This window comes from Lentzea sp. NBC_00516 (genome assembly GCF_036346835.1).
GTDB lineage: Bacteria > Actinomycetota > Actinomycetes > Mycobacteriales > Pseudonocardiaceae > Lentzea > Lentzea sokolovensis.
The window spans coordinates 5,220,316-5,234,282 of the sequence record NZ_CP107840.1; the positions used below are offsets into that span (position 1 = coordinate 5,220,316).

Annotated in this window: 13 protein-coding genes; 8 read left to right on the forward strand and 5 right to left on the reverse strand. The window is 68.5% G+C overall.

Annotated elements, in window-relative coordinates; translation table 11 throughout:
* Window positions 1-344: 344 nt before the first annotated feature.
* The 4 genes from lanKC (at window position 345) to OG205_RS22920 (ending at window position 6,584) form a co-directional block, all read left to right on the forward strand.
* Entirely contained in the window at window positions 345-2,906 is a 2,562-nt protein-coding gene (gene lanKC, locus OG205_RS22905; RefSeq protein ID WP_330270157.1) for a class III lanthionine synthetase LanKC, read from the forward strand.
* Between the two features lie 37 nt (window positions 2,907-2,943).
* Window positions 2,944-3,105, forward strand: a complete 162-nt coding sequence (locus tag OG205_RS22910) for a SapB/AmfS family lanthipeptide (RefSeq protein ID WP_330270158.1) — start codon at window positions 2,944-2,946, stop codon at window positions 3,103-3,105.
* A gap of 144 nt (window positions 3,106-3,249) precedes the next feature.
* The gene (locus OG205_RS22915) at window positions 3,250-4,866 is read left to right on the forward strand and encodes an ABC transporter ATP-binding protein (protein WP_330270159.1); all 1,617 of its coding nucleotides are present in this window, start codon (window positions 3,250-3,252) and stop codon (window positions 4,864-4,866) included.
* Complete coding sequence (locus tag OG205_RS22920) at window positions 4,866-6,584, forward strand: ABC transporter ATP-binding protein (protein WP_330270160.1); 1,719 nt, start codon at window positions 4,866-4,868, stop codon at window positions 6,582-6,584. The genes OG205_RS22915 and OG205_RS22920 overlap by 1 nt, the downstream gene beginning before the upstream one ends.
* Window positions 6,585-6,614: 30 nt before the next feature.
* On the opposite strand, the gene OG205_RS22925 is transcribed toward OG205_RS22920, so the two are convergent.
* Together OG205_RS22925 and OG205_RS22930 are read right to left on the reverse strand one after the other, a co-directional pair.
* Window positions 6,615-7,118 carry a DUF3145 domain-containing protein gene (locus tag OG205_RS22925; protein ID WP_030474501.1) on the reverse strand — a complete coding sequence of 168 codons (504 nt, stop codon included), beginning with the start codon at window positions 7,116-7,118 and terminating at the stop codon, window positions 6,615-6,617.
* A gap of 200 nt (window positions 7,119-7,318) precedes the next feature.
* Window positions 7,319-8,659 carry a S8 family serine peptidase gene (locus OG205_RS22930; RefSeq protein ID WP_330270161.1) on the reverse strand — a complete coding sequence of 447 codons (1,341 nt, stop codon included), beginning with the start codon at window positions 8,657-8,659 and terminating at the stop codon, window positions 7,319-7,321.
* Window positions 8,660-8,802: 143 nt separating this feature from the next.
* Here OG205_RS22930 and OG205_RS22935 point away from each other — a divergent pair, with 143 nt between their 5' ends.
* From OG205_RS22935 to OG205_RS22945, 3 genes are read left to right on the forward strand one after another with little or no spacing between them, the layout of a single operon-like run.
* Entirely contained in the window at window positions 8,803-10,035 is a 1,233-nt protein-coding gene (locus tag OG205_RS22935; RefSeq protein WP_330270162.1) for a hypothetical protein, read from the forward strand.
* A gap of 12 nt (window positions 10,036-10,047) precedes the next feature.
* A complete protein-coding gene (locus OG205_RS22940; protein WP_330270163.1) occupies window positions 10,048-10,407 on the forward strand; it encodes a VOC family protein in 360 nt (119 codons plus the stop codon).
* 21 nt (window positions 10,408-10,428) lie between these two features.
* On the forward strand, window positions 10,429-11,769 hold the full coding sequence (locus OG205_RS22945; protein WP_330270164.1) for a dihydrolipoyl dehydrogenase family protein: 1,341 nt from the start codon (window positions 10,429-10,431) through the stop codon (window positions 11,767-11,769).
* Here OG205_RS22945 and OG205_RS22950 read toward each other — a convergent pair.
* From OG205_RS22950 to OG205_RS22960, 3 genes are all read right to left on the reverse strand, one after another.
* Window positions 11,757-12,383 carry a TetR/AcrR family transcriptional regulator gene (locus tag OG205_RS22950; protein WP_330270165.1) on the reverse strand — a complete coding sequence of 209 codons (627 nt, stop codon included), beginning with the start codon at window positions 12,381-12,383 and terminating at the stop codon, window positions 11,757-11,759. The genes OG205_RS22945 and OG205_RS22950 overlap by 13 nt on opposite strands.
* 94 nt (window positions 12,384-12,477) lie before the next feature.
* On the reverse strand, window positions 12,478-12,696 hold the full coding sequence (locus OG205_RS22955; RefSeq protein ID WP_330270166.1) for a DUF6343 family protein: 219 nt from the start codon (window positions 12,694-12,696) through the stop codon (window positions 12,478-12,480).
* A 1-nt stretch (window position 12,697) separates the two neighbouring features.
* Window positions 12,698-13,300: a hypothetical protein gene (locus OG205_RS22960; protein WP_330270167.1), complete on the reverse strand. Its 603-nt coding sequence runs from the start codon at window positions 13,298-13,300 to the stop codon at window positions 12,698-12,700.
* Window positions 13,301-13,435: 135 nt separating this feature from the next.
* On the opposite strand from OG205_RS22960, the gene OG205_RS22965 reads away from it, so the two are divergent.
* A complete protein-coding gene (locus OG205_RS22965; RefSeq protein ID WP_330270168.1) occupies window positions 13,436-13,864 on the forward strand; it encodes a MarR family winged helix-turn-helix transcriptional regulator in 429 nt (142 codons plus the stop codon).
* Window positions 13,865-13,967 lie beyond the last annotated feature (103 nt).

Genomic DNA, 13,967 nt, shown 5'->3' on the forward strand with positions numbered 1-13,967 from the left:
AGCAACCAACACAGCGCGTACACGACGTTTACACCCACCTAACTATACGTCGCGATCGAACTGGAATACCGCAGGTCAGAAGCACGCATGATCAGGAACGCCTCGGTATCGTTTAGCGAAAACGCAGGACACCCCCGGCAAACCGACCGGCAGCAAACATCTCAACCGGGTGAGATGGACCCAAACCTCATCACACGAAGTGACATACGCACCGGTAACCGATGTTCTTTCGGACACGAACGGGGTACCCATATGACCCTAACGGCGGATTCCCCATAGCTCCGAGATTGTGCGGAAATATGCGGCATCAAAGAAACGAAAAACGAGTCAGGGAGGCGAATTCGGTGGACCTCAGATACGAGGCGTACTGCTTCGCGGATCGGCAGTTCTACGATCTGCAGAGCAGCACCGAAAGCACCTCCAAGGACGACTTCTCCACCGAACTCCCCGCTCTCCCACCCGATTGGGTGACGGTCGAGCGCAACGTGTGGCGGCACCACCACCCGAAGGGGGTACAGCTCCCCAACCAAGGGTGGAAAATCCACGTTTCCGCTGGACTCGACAACGCCGGCGGGGTACTCAAGGCCGCTTTCGACTACTGCGTCGAACAGCGAATCCCCTTCAAGTACCTGCAGACGATGTCGATCGTGCTGGCCCGCAACTCGAAGTACGCGCCCCGTGAGGGCAGCGGCAAGCTGGTCACGATCTACCCGACGGACACCGCGCAGCTCGAGACGATCCTCACCGATCTCGCGAAGATCCTCGACGGGCAGCACGGCGCCTACATCCTGAGCGACCTGCGGTTCGGCAAGGGACCGCTGTACGTGCGCTACGGCGGGTTCGTCGAGCAGTGGCTGGAGGTCGGCGGGCAGCAGGTGCTCGCGATCGCCGGGCCGGACGGCGAGCTCGTGCCCGACAAGCGCAAGCCCGTGTTCAGCCTGCCGGAGTGGATCGAGCTGCCGGCGTTCCTGAAGCCGCACCTCGCCGAGCGCAACGCCGGCGATCCGGCCGAGTTCCCGTACCAGATCAAGAACTCGCTGCACTTCTCCAACGGTGGCGGCGTCTACCTGGCCACGCGCAAGAGCGACGGCAAGGAGGTCGTGCTCAAGGAGGCGCGGCCGCACGCCGGGCTCGACCGCGACGGCGAGGACGCCGTGATCAGGCTCGAGCGCGAGTACGAGATCCTCACCAGACTCCGGGGAATCCCCGGCGTGCCCGAGGTGTACGACCGCTTCACCGAGTGGGAGCACCTCTTCGTCGCCATGGAGTACATGCCGGGCCGCTCGCTCGGTCAGTGGGTGGGCCTGCACTACCCGTTGACGCACATGGACGTCAGCGCCGAGACGCTCTCCGAGTACAAGGCCCGCGCTCTCAAGATGGTCGGCCGCATCGAGTCGATCATCGACAAGGTGCACGAGCGCGGCGTCGTGTTCAGCGACCTGCACACGCTCAACGTCCTGGTGGACGAGGACGACCAGGTCTCGCTGATCGACTTCGAGCTCAGCTCCACCATCGACGACGTCCGCAAGCCCACGCTCGGGTCGCCCGGCTTCCAGGCGCCACGGGACCGCGACGGCTTCGACATCGACGCCTACCCGCTGGCGGCGCTGCGGCTGTGGTTCTTCCTGCCGCTCAACACGGTTCTGGAGCTCTCACCCGCGAAGATCCCGCAGCACGTCCGCGTGATCCAGCAGCAGTTCGGGCTCAGCGACGAGTACTGCAGGCCGATCATCGACGTGCTGACGCCGCGCGTCGACCCGCCGGCGGACCGCGCGTTCACCGAGTTCGACGAGGAGAGCCCGGACTGGGCGTTGGTGCGCAAGGAGATCGCGACCGCGGTCCTGCACAGCGCGACACCGCACCGCCAGGACCGGTTGTTTCCCGGCGACATCGAGCAGTGGGAGGTCGGCGGCGCGGGCTTCGGCTACGGCGCGGCGGGTGTGCTGCACGCACTCGCGGAGTCGGGTCAGGGCCGCTACCCCGAGCACGAGAACTGGTTGATCGAGGCGGTCCGGCGCGAACCCCCGAAGCAGGCCGGCTTCTTCGTCGGCGCGCACGGCATCGCCCACGTGCTGGAGAACTTCGGCCACCACGACGTCGCCGGCGAGATCGTCGACACGTACGCGGAAGTGCTGCCGATGACGCAGGACCACGGGCTCAGCGCCGGCCTGTCCGGCATCGGGCTCAACCTGCTGCACTTCGCGGGTACCAGGCAGGACGACAGCTACACGGCACAGGCCGAGCAGCTCGCGGAACGCCTCGCGAAGCAGCTCGCGGACGACTCGGGACCGGGCGACAAGGCCAGGGCCGGTCTGCTGCACGGCTGGTCCGGCCCCGCGCTGTTCTTCCTGCGGATGTTCGAGCACACGGAGGAACGCCGCTGGCTCAGGCTGGCGGAGCAGGCACTCGACCGGGACCTGGCGGAGACGATGGTCGCGATCGACGGGTCGCTGCAGGTGCGGGACGGCACCCTGCGGAGCCTGCCGTACGTGGGTGTCGGCAGCGCCGGCGTCGCGCTCGCGCTGACCGAGTTCGCGCTGCGGGCCCCCGACCGGCCGTGCGTCGAGAAACTGCCCGAACTGCTCGGTGGTCTCACCGGCCAGTTCATCATCCAACCCGCGTTCTCGCTGGGCCGGGCAGGACTGCTCGCGACACTCGCCCACGCCACCAGGCACTTCCCCGACGAACGGCTGGAGCGCGCCGTCGAGCGGCACCTGAAGGCACTCGGCTGGCACGCCGTGCGCTACGGAGGCGGACTCGCCTTCCCCGGCGTGCAGCTGCGCCGGCTCTCCATGGACCTCAACACCGGCGGTGCGGGCGTGCTGCTCGCCATCGCGTCCACAGTGGACGGCCGCCCACCTCTGCCCTTCCTGGGCACCAGAACGCCGGTCTCCACAGACCGGTAGCAAGAACAGATCGATCCCTCGAAATTAGGAGACAGTCATGGGTTTCATCCTTGACATGCAGGACCTCGAGACGCCCGAAGCCCCCGCCACGATGATGGCCGGCGGCAGCGGCGGTGGCGGCGGCGGCTCGACCACCGCGTCGACCGTCTCCCTGCTGCTGCCCTGCAGCCACAGCGGCGCGTCGCTGATCCTCTGCTAAACCAGCTCCACAGCGCATGAACGGCTGATGAGCGGCATAGGCGAAGTATGCCGCTCACCCGCCACCTTCGAGGGCTCGGCAGCCGGCCAGCTGCCGGGCCCTCGCTTCATGATGGGCCCTCACCACCTCCGGAGGAACAGCCCGATGCGCAAATCCGGTGACCGGCTGCTGCTCGCCACGACGACGCGCGATCACCGTCCGTGGCTGCTGCTCCTCAACGCCGCTATCACCACCACCGCGGGCCTGTTGCTCCCCGCCGCTCTCGCCGGAGCCGTCGACATGGCGCTGGGCGGAACGTTCGTGCTGTTCACCATCTTGTGGTTGCTCGTGCTCGCGGGCATCGAGGTCGTCGGCGACGCCGTCGGGATCGTGCTCGCCGCGAGCATCACCGCCCGCGCCACGGCGTGGTTGCGGCGCCGGTTGACCAAGAAGCTCCTCACTCTCGGTCATCCTTCGCCTCTCGCCGCCGGAGACGCGGTCAGTCGCGTCACGGGCGACTGCGGCAACGCGGGAGGCATCGCCGGTCTCGTGATCGGGTTCGCGGTGACGGTCGTGTCCTCCGTCGGTTCGGTGATCGCGCTCGCGCTGCTGGACTGGCGGCTCGCGGCGGTGTTCGTGCTGAGCGTGCCGCTGGCCGCTCTGCTGATCCGCACGCACATGCGCATGACGGCCGACGACGTGCTGACCTATCAGGAAGTGTCCGGCGAGGTGTCCGCGCGGCTGCTCGACTCGGTGTCCGGCCTGCGCACGATCGTGGCCGCCGGCATCGCCGACCGCGAGACGAACCGCGTGCTGGAGCCGCTCCCCCGGCTCGCCGCGGCGGGCGCCGGCATGTGGCGCACCCAGGCGAAGATGATGTGGCGGGCAGGGCTGTTGCTGCCCGCCGTCGAGGTCGCGGTGCTCACCGCCGCCGGTCTCGGTGTGATGGAAGGCAGGCTGAGCACCGGTGACGTGCTCGCAGCGCTCGGTTACTCGGCGCTCGGCATGGGCATCGTCGGCCAGATGACCCAGCTGACCGTGCTGGAACGGACCCGCGCCAGCGCCGGCAGGATCGCCGAGGTCCTCGACACCCCGGCGCCCAAACGCCCTGCTCCCCAGCCGTCCAACGGAGTCATCGAGCTCAGGAACGTCAGTGTCGGCGACGCGCTGCACGACGTGAACCTGATGATCCCGGCCGGCACGTTCGCCGCGATTGTCGGCAGTTCCGGCGCGGGCAAGTCGACGCTGGCCGCGGTGCTCGGCGGACTGTCCGCTGTGGACGCGGGTGAGGTGATCGGCGACGACGCGGTCGGATACGCCTTCGAACGCCCGGCGTTGCTCGGCGCGACGATCGGCCGTTCGATCGGCTATGGAACGGACGCCGACGAGATCCAGGTGCGCGACGCCGCCGTCGCCGCCCAGGTGCACGACGTGCTGATCCGTCTGCCGCAGGGATACGAGACACCGCTGGCCGACGCCCCTCTGTCCGGCGGCGAGCTGCAACGGATCGGCCTGGCCCGCGCGATCATCCGGGATCCCGAGGTGCTCGTGCTCGACGACGCCACCGCGAGTCTGGACACCGTGACCGAGGCCAAAGTGGACAAGGCGCTCACCACGGCGCTGCCCGGCAGGACCCGCGTGGTCGTGACGCACCGCCCGGCCACGGCCGCGAGAGCGGATCTCGTGGTGTGGCTGGAAGAAGGCCGGGTCCGGGGCACCGGCACCCATCAGGAGCTGTGGACCGACGAGGACTACCGCGCAGTGTTCACTGGGGGCGAGTGATGCGTTTCTACCTCTCCACGCTGGCAGGACACCGCAGAGGTGTCCTGATCCTGCTCGGCTGGTCCATGCTCGAAGGCATCCCGGCGTTCTTCGGCGGCAGGCTCGTCGGCACCGCCGTCGACCAGGGCTTCGCGGCGGGAGATCCGCTGGCCGGCGTGCTGTGGCTGCTCGCGTTCGCGGCACTCGCGGTGGCCGGCGCGCTGGGCCAGCGGCAGGTGTTCGCACGGCTCGGCGCCGTCGTCGAACCGATGCGCGACGCCCTGGTCACGCGGGTGGTGAAGGGCGTGCTGAACGACCCGTCGCACCGCCGCACACCGGACGCCAGCGCGGTCGCCATGATCACCCGGCACGTCGAGGTGGTCCGCGACGCCACCGCGGGCGTGCTGGTGCAGGCTCGTGCCCTTCTGGTCACGACGATCGCCGCGCTCATCGGCCTCGCGACCACAGCCGCCGCGCTGATCTGGCTGGTCGTGCTGCCGATCGTGGCGGCGTTGCTGCTCTTCGGGTTGATGCTCCCCTCGCTGGCCAAACGGCAACGCGACGCCGTGATGGCCGACGAACGCACAGCGGAGGCGTCCGGCGCGGTGCTGACCGGACTGCGTGACGTCGCCGCCTGCGACGCGTCCGCCGAGGCGTACGAGGACGTCGCGAAGCAGATCGACCTGCAGGCCAGCGCCACCGTCACCGTCGCGTGGGCGAACTCGTTGCGCGCCACGGTGATCGCGATCGGCGGCTTCGCGCCCGTCGTGCTGCTGGTGGCGTTCGCTCCCCCGCTGGTCGCCTCGGGGCAGCTCACCACGGGTGCGGTCCTCGCGGCGGTCGTCTACCTGACCAACAGCGTGAACCCCGCGCTGCACGGCCTGGCCCGCACCACCAGCACTGTCGTGATGCGGCTGATGGTCGCGCTCAAACGACTTCAGGAGGCCGCGCCGCGCACCGGCGGGGAGATCGGCGCCGAGATCCCGGCCAACGGCGAGTTCGTGCTGCGGGACGTCACGTTCGGTTGGAGCCAGGACGCGGAACCGGTGCTGCGCGGCCTGTCACTCGGCCTGCGCCCCGGCGACCACCTGGCGGTGGTCGGTCCGTCCGGCATCGGCAAGTCCACAATGGCCAGTCTGCTCACCGGACTGATGCCACCGGACAACGGCTGTGTCCTGTTCGGCGGCGCGCCCGTCGACCGGGTGGCGCCGACGATCAGGCACCACGCGATCGCACTGATTCCGCAAGAGACTTACCTGTTCACGGGCACTGTGCGAGAAAACCTCACGCTTCTCGCGCCGTGGGCGACCGACGAGGATCTCGTCGACGCGGTGAAAAAGGTTGGCGCCAAACCACTTCTGGACGGGCTCGGCGGTCTGGACGCGGCGCTCGGTCATGGCGGAGAAGGACTTTCCGCTGGTGAGGCACAGCTGCTGGCACTCGCGCGGGTCTTCGTCACGTCCGCGAGCGTCGTCATCCTCGACGAGGCGACCTCACATCTGGACCCCGCCGCGGAGGCCAGGGTCGAACGGGCTTTCGCGGAACGGGAAGGGATTCTCGTGGTGATCGCGCACCGGTTGAGCTCGGCGCTGCGAGCGAACCGCGTGCTGGTCATGGACGGCGGCAAGCCGTTGCTCGGCTCCCACGAGCACCTGCTCAAGACGTCCACGCTCTACGGACAGCTCATGCTGGCCTGGGATCCCACGCACCGCGAGGAAACCCCGCTGCCCAAACGGTGAGCGGGGTCCACACAGGACTAAGCAGTTCCGTTAGCCGACACGGTGCAGCCAGGTCACAGGAGCGCCGTCGCCCGCGCGACGGAACGGTTCCAGCGCGTCGTCCCACGCGGCGCCGAGCAGCTCGTCGACGCCGTGCGCGAAGGATTCGCCGCCTCTGGCACGTACGGCCAGGGAACGCAGCTGGTCCTCGTTCACGACGATGTCACCGTTCGCCGACGTACGGGCGTGCCACAGCCCCAAAACGGGTGCGAAACAGAAGCGCTCGCCGTCCTGACCGGAGGACGGTTCCTCGGTCACCTCGAACCTGAGCATGGGCCACGCGCGCAGCGCAGCCACTAGTTTGGCGCCGGTGCCGGCGTCTCCGGTCCATGCGCATTCAGCGCGCAACTGGCCTGGTGCCGCGGGTTGCGCTGCCCACCTGAGGTCTACCCGGACACCGAGGGTGCCCGAGATCGCCCACTCGACGTGCGGACAGACCGCAGACGGCGACGAGTGGACGTAAACCACGCCACTGGTGCTGCCACGGGTGCTCACTGCTGACCTCCGCTACTCGACGAGGGACGTCTTCCCCTACGCCTTTGTCGAGAGTGAGGTGATCACCGTGGAACCCGTTCGCTGCATTCTGCCTCGACTTGAGGCAAGTCCGCCATAAGAACCAGCTCGATCATCACCCGACCGGGGCAGATACAGGTCTTAAGTCCCGATCTCCCGGCCGAGCGATGCCTGATCGTGATCTACAGAGCGTTTACCGCGGCCACCACGTCGACTAGACCGGTGCCCTTGTCGAACGACGAGGTGTAGGGGCCCGCAGGTCCGTAACCGGTGCCGTACTTGTGGGCCGTCGACTTCAGCGCCCGCTCGATGTCGGCGGGGGTCGCGGAAGGCTTGGCCTGGAACAGCTGTGCGACGATCCCGGCGATGTGCGGTGCCGCCATCGACGTGCCGCTGATCGTGTTGAACGTGCCGAGGTCGAGCAGTCCCGGCCCGTTCTGCGGCTTCAGGCCGGTCGCGCAGATCGGCAGGTAGAGCCGGCACGACGAGGTGATGTTCTCCCCCGGCGCCGAGATGTCGGGCCACGTCGCGGAGTCCGTGGCGAGACCGCGGGACGAGAAGTCCGACACGGCGCCGTCGCGGGTGCCGGTCTCCTGGTCGTTGTAGGAGGCCACCGAGATCACGCCGGGGGTCGGGTCGACGCCCGGCGGGTTGGACAGGTTCGCTGAACCATCGCCGCCGTCGTTGCCGTTCGCCCACACCACGACGACGCCTTCGGCCACGAGCTGTCGTTGCAGTTTGACAGTGACCGACTCAGGGTCGAACGCACCGCCGCCAGATGGCCCATAGGAGTTGTTGATCACCTTGATCGGCGGGCAGGTGGACGCGGGGACACCGGCCCCGCACGGAGCGTTGTGGTTCTCCAGCACCCAGTTCAGCGCGGCGTCCGCGCCGAGGATGAGGATCGCCGCACCGGTCGAGATCACGACGCCCTTCGCGCCCGGCGCCGCGCCGTGGATCACCGGTCCGCCGGTGGTCTGCACGTCGCCGCCGATCGCGATGCCCGTGACGTGGGTGCCGTGGCCGCCCAGCGACGTCGTGTCGGTGTCGAGGAAGTTCGGCACCGGCACGATGCAGTTCGTCTGCGTCGAGCCGTCCAGGCAGAGGCTCTTCAGGTTGCGGACGATCCGGCCGCCGAACGACGGGTGGTTCGGGTCGACGCCCGAGTCGATCACCGCGACCGACACTCCCGCGCCGGTCAGCCCGAGGCTGTTGCGGGCGTCCAGGCCGCGCGTGGCGGTGTGCGAGGTCGATCCGAGGAACTTGATCGGTTTCTGGACCTCGACGCGCGTCACGCCCGCTTTGGCCCTGGCGGAGGAGATCCGCGCGGAGTCGCCCCGCGCGGCCACGACACCGATCTTGCGGAAGCTCGTGAGCTTCTGCAGACCGGCGGCCTCGACCGCCTGTTCAGCGGCGGTGATGTCGGCTCCGTGGACGTAGACCGTGGAGGTGGGTGCGGCCGTCGCGACAGGGGATGCGGCGGCCACCAGCAGTACGGCGAGCAGTGCAGCGCGTGTGTACATGGACCCTCCGTGAACATTGGCAGGCAATCCATCTAACGAGTGATCCACTTATCGGTGACGGGCATCACGCAATGTCTCGACCGGCTGCGTTGGGACGACCCCGGACCGCTACGGTGTCCCCCCGTGCGGAAAGGTAGGGACTCGTGCGGCTGATCCGTCTGGGCGCTGAACCCTCGGCCATTGGGGCGGACGTCCGTGCCGCCCTCACGGCCTGCGGCGTGGGTACCCAAGCTCTGGGTGGTGTTGCGCTCATCGGCGTGCAACCACCCGACTGTCCGATGCCACTGGACGCGATCGTCGTGCTGCCCAAGGGCGTTCTCGTGATCGTCGGCGTCGACCTGCCCGACCCCGCGCTGAAACTGGAAGCACCGCTCGGCGGTCAGTGGACGATCGACGGCTGGCCGTTGGTCGCCCAGGACGGCGCACCCAACCCGGCGACCGAGGCCGTGGCGGCGGCGACCGCGGTGGCGCAGCGGATCCAGGCGATGCGCGCGGAACCGCTCCCGGTGAGCACCGTCGTGGCGGTCGGCCCCTTCGTGGACCAGGTCGTGCAGCCCACGGTCGACCTCAACCGCGGCGTGCGGGTGCTGCACCCCAAACCGTCCACTTTGCTCAGTGCGGCCCGCGAACTCGCGACGTCGACGGTGCCCTGCACGGCCGATCACGCCGTGAAGCTCCTCGCGATCCTGCAGACCACCGGCACGCCGCCGGACGCGCGGTCGCTGCTCTCCGAGGGTTTCAGCGACGCGGTGTCCGATCTCGCGTCCGCCAACACGATGCTGATCCCCAAGGCCGCGATGGGGCAGCTCATCTCGCGCAAGCGCTTGCCTCGCAAGCTGACCTGGCCGTACCTGGCGGTCGCGGCGGTGGTCGCGCTGATCCTCGTCGGGTGGCTGGCGGTGGCGCTGCCCGGCGACGACAAGCCGGCCGACGCGACGCCCGCGCCGACGTCCGCGCAGCCGACGACGGTGGTCGTGGACGGCACGACGTTCGTGCCGAAGGAGATGAAGAAGGACCAGGACTGCCAGGCGCAGGCGTTCGGCGACGTGAAGGCGTGGCTGATCGCGAACGACTGCGGTGTGCTGCTGCGCGCCACCTACGAGACGTCGGTGCAGGGCAAGCCGGCGACCGTGCTGGTGGCGGACATGGACCTGTACGACGCGCCCAGCGCGAAGTCGTTGCACGCGGTCGTCGTGCTGCCGGGATCCGGTGGCGTGCACGGGCTGGACGGCAAACCGCTGGAGAGCGCGGCTTTCGCGAACGGCACCAAGGGCAGCCACGTGACGCTGGCGTTCGCGGTGTGGTCTGGCGGCGCGGGCGACCAGACGCTCGACCCGATCGCCAAGCAGGCGTTGCGGCTTCCCACCACCCGGTAGAGGGTGGAGGGCATGGTCGGACAACTTCGTTCAGTGGTGCTTGACTGCCCGAATCCCTCCGAACTGGCGTCGTTCTACGAGAAGCTGCTCGGTGCCGAACGGCTGGCCGGCGGTGACGACACGTGGGTGGTGATCGTCACCGGCGGCACGCGGATCGCGTTCCAGCTCGCGCCGGAGTACCAGCCGCCGACGTTCCCCGATCCGCGCGGCTCGCAGCAGTTCCACCTCGACGTGCTGGTCGAGGACGTCGAGGAGGCCGAGCCGAAGGTGCTGGAGCTCGGTGCGAAGCTGGTGAGCAAGGACAACGACGACACGTTCCGGGTGTACACGGACCCGGTCGGGCACCCCTTCTGCCTCATGTGGCTTTCCTGATCCGGGCCTAGTCTGGCGGCCATGGACTTCGACGTCATCGTCATCGGTGGTGGCCCCGTAGGTGAGAACGTGGCTTGGCGGACGGCCGCGGGTGGCCTGTCCACCGCCATGATCGAGAAGGAGCTCGTCGGCGGCGAGTGCTCGTACTGGGCGTGCATGCCTTCGAAGGCGCTGCTGCGTTCCGGGCACGCGCTCGCCGCCGCGAAGCGGGTCAAGGGTGTGGTGGGCGGGTCGCTCGACGCGGCCGCGGTGCTGGAGCGGCGCACCGGCTTCACCTCCAACTGGGACGACACCGGCCAGGTCAAGTGGGCCGAGTCGGAGAACATCCACGTCATCCGCGGCGACGGTGAGGTCACCGGCGAGCGTGAGGTCACCGTGGGCGGAGAGGTCTACCGCGCCCGCCAGGCCGTGGTGGTGTGCACCGGCAGCGTGCCGAAGATGCCGCCACTGGAAGGCCTTGCCGACACTCCTGTGTGGACTTCGCGCGAGGCCACGTCGGCCCGTGAGGTGCCGGAGTCGCTGGTCGTGCTCGGCGGCGGTGTCGTCGGCGTCGAGATGGCGCAGGCGTGGGCGCGGCTCGGCTCGAAGGTGAAGCTGGTGGTGTCCGGGGACCGGCCGCTGCCGAAGTTCGAGGAGTTCGTCGGCCCGCTGGTCGTGGAGGGGCTGGAGGAGGACGGCGTCGAGGTGCTGCTCGGCGGCCGCGCCTCGTCGATCAAGCCGGGCGAGCTGACGTTGCAGGACGGCCGGGTCGTGCAGGGGGCGCACATCCTCGTCGCGACCGGGCGGGTGCCGGCGACCAAGGACGGCAAGCCGCTGACCATCGACGACTCCGGTCTGGTGTCCGGTGTGGACGGGCGCTGGCTGTACGCGGCCGGTGATGTCACCGGGCGGGCGTTGCTGACGCACCAGGGCAAGTACCAGGGGCGGGCGGTCGGCACGGCGATCCTGGAGCGGTCCCGCGGGTTCGAGCCGAAGCAGTGGTCGGCGGGTCAGGCGTGGGCCGATCACGTGGCCGTGCCGCAGGTCGTGTTCACCGATCCCGAGGTGGCGTTCGTCGGGCACACCGCCGAACAGGCTCGGGCTCAGGGCCGCGACGTCAAGGTGGTCGACCTGGACATCGCGGTCGCCGGGTCGTCGCTGCACGCCGACGGGTACAAGGGCAAGGCGCGGATGGTCGTGGACGAGCGCACGCGCACGCTGGTCGGCGTCACGTTCGTCGGTCAGGACGTCGCCGAGCTGCTGCACTCGGCCACCGTCGCGATCGTCGGAGAGGTCACCGTGGACCGCTTGTGGCACGCGGTGCCCTCGTACCCGACGATCAGCGAGGTGTGGCTGCGGTTGCTGGAGTCCTACGGGCTCTGAACCGGATCCTGGGGTTTCTCCAGCACCGACCCCAGCATGCCGCTGAGCAGTTCGTTCGCCGTGCCGACCACGTACGCGCGGTCGTCCTCGTCGACCCGTTCGGCGAGCTTGAACAGCGCGTCCGCGGTCTGCACGGCGATCCGGAACGTCAGCATCACCGGGGCGTCGCCGTGGGCGCCGAACCGGTTGACGAACATCTCCGCCAGCCGTTCGGCCATCAGCTCGTACTGGTCGACGCTGGAGTCGAGCCGGTGGCTGTCCAGCATGTCGCTGAACCGCACCCGGCCGAAGCCCGGCACGTCCGTCAGCATCCGCATGTACACCGCGACGATCTGCGTCATGGCCTCGCGCCACGTGTCCGCGATCAGATCCGCGGCGAACAGCTCCCCGACCTCGCGGAGATAGGTCTCCATACCGCGAAGTGCCAGAGCGTGCACAACGGATCGTTTGTCGGGAAAGTACTGATAGAAGGAACCAATGGGCACTCCGGCCACATCGACGATGCGAGCCGTGGTGATGTCGTCGTAGTCGTATTCGTTCAGCAGGCTCGCACAAGCGTCCAGGATCGCGGAGACAGTCGCCGCGCCGCGCTGTTGCACAGGCTGCCGGCGCATCACCCTGGCTAACCTGCCTTTTGCCGGATCTTCATGCACACGAACATCTTTATCCATAAGTGTGCTCATTGCCCAGCACAGGTTCCTGACAGGTTCAGCCCGGATCTCCGCGCCGTTTGCGATGAACCACCCAGACGAAGTCCACGAGACAGACGACGGCGAGTAGTAAAAGCAGGATTCCAAGCCAGGTGAAGTCAGCTCGCAGCGCCAGCCAGCCCGCGACCGAGTTGAAGACCAGCCCGAACCCGGCCAGCCACAACCGCAAGGTCAGCGCACTGCGCGGGGGCGCGGGAGGTGGCAGGTAGTCGCTCACCTCATCCGGTTTCCCGCAGCAACGGGGCCTCAACCCGCCTCAACTGGCGTGGAGGTTTCGTCACGTAGGGGCGAACGAGACGGGTCAGCGCCAGACCAGGAGCGATGAGCGGGACCACGGCGGTCAGCACGGCGGCGGTGATGCCCGCTCGCACGACGTCCTTCGGCATGACGGCGACGCGGTCGACGACGAACGCGCGCCGCCCGGTGATCGACACGGCCGCGAGGACGAGCAGGAACACGACCATGCTGAGCATCGCCCGTTGCACCGCGTGCTCGTACCCGGCCGCCTCTCCCGCGACGAGCACCGCGAACCACCCGGCGAGAGCGGGCAGCTGACCCTGTTCGGTGGTGGCCGCCCAGCTCAGACCGCCGAGCGTGGCGAGCCAGGCGAGGACCTCCGCGCGCTCCTGAGCCCATAGGGATGCCGAATCGAGGGGAATGCCGGTCCAGGCGAGTAGCCCGAGCGGGCTCAGGGGGTCTTCGGCGAGCTGGCCCAGCACCCAGGCGAGCGTCCACGCGGACAGCAGGACCGCCACGACGAGCTGCCACCGGGGCCGGCGCACCACGCAGCGGGCGAGCCGGACGATCTCCGCACGCGTCATACCCCCACCTTGCCGCTTACTGGTGGTTTGCGGAGAAACGTCACCCCAACGCTCACCCTGTCGGCCCCCGTCCGAGGCGGTTCCTCACGCAGCGCTATCCACGATCGGGGGACAGATCTTTTCTAGACTGACGACATGAGCATCGATCAGCTTCTGCGTCTTCCCAGCTACCTGATGCTCGGGCTGGTGAGGGAAGCGCGCCGGATCGGGCGGGCGGACCTGCGGGGCCCTCACCTGACGGTGCTCGCGTACCTCTCCGAGCAGGAGGCGGTGGCGCAGAAGCGGATCAGCGACCGGGTGCGGATGGACCCGAGTGACCTCGTGTCGGTGCTCGACGTGCTCGAGGGCTTCGGGTTCGCCCAGCGCAGACGTGACGAGAAGGACCGGCGGCGGTTCACCGTGTCGATCACCGAAGAGGGCAGACGGGCGCTGCGGGAGCGACTGGAGGCGGCGCGGGCGCATGAGGAAGAGCTGCTGGCGCCGTTGACTCCGCACGAGCGCGATACGTTGGCCACACTGCTGCGTAAGGCGTACCTGCATCACGCTGATATGCGTGTAGATTAGACAGTCTGCGCTCAGCGACCACAGCGCGGGCAGGACAGTGCGAATCGGAATAAAAGCCGACGCCGCATGATATCGAGAAATGAGGCAAGTTGTCAAGCCCCTC

Excerpts from the sequence above, each read along its gene's own strand:
- OG205_RS22915 (WP_330270159.1), top strand. The coding sequence starts at position 3,250 with ATGCGCAAATCCGGTGACCGGCTGCTGCTCGCCACGACGACGCGCGAT.
- OG205_RS22965 (WP_330270168.1), top strand. The coding sequence starts at position 13,436 with ATGAGCATCGATCAGCTTCTGCGTCTTCCCAGCTACCTGATGCTCGGG.
- OG205_RS22950 (WP_330270165.1), bottom strand. The coding sequence starts at position 12,383 with ATGCGCCGGCAGCCTGTGCAACAGCGCGGCGCGGCGACTGTCTCCGCG.
- OG205_RS22920 (WP_330270160.1), top strand. The coding sequence starts at position 4,866 with ATGCGTTTCTACCTCTCCACGCTGGCAGGACACCGCAGAGGTGTCCTG.
- OG205_RS22945 (WP_330270164.1), top strand. The coding sequence starts at position 10,429 with ATGGACTTCGACGTCATCGTCATCGGTGGTGGCCCCGTAGGTGAGAAC.
- OG205_RS22940 (WP_330270163.1), top strand. The coding sequence starts at position 10,048 with ATGGTCGGACAACTTCGTTCAGTGGTGCTTGACTGCCCGAATCCCTCC.
- OG205_RS22910 (WP_330270158.1), top strand. The coding sequence starts at position 2,944 with ATGGGTTTCATCCTTGACATGCAGGACCTCGAGACGCCCGAAGCCCCC.
- OG205_RS22960 (WP_330270167.1), bottom strand. The coding sequence starts at position 13,300 with ATGACGCGTGCGGAGATCGTCCGGCTCGCCCGCTGCGTGGTGCGCCGG.
- OG205_RS22930 (WP_330270161.1), bottom strand. The coding sequence starts at position 8,659 with ATGTACACACGCGCTGCACTGCTCGCCGTACTGCTGGTGGCCGCCGCA.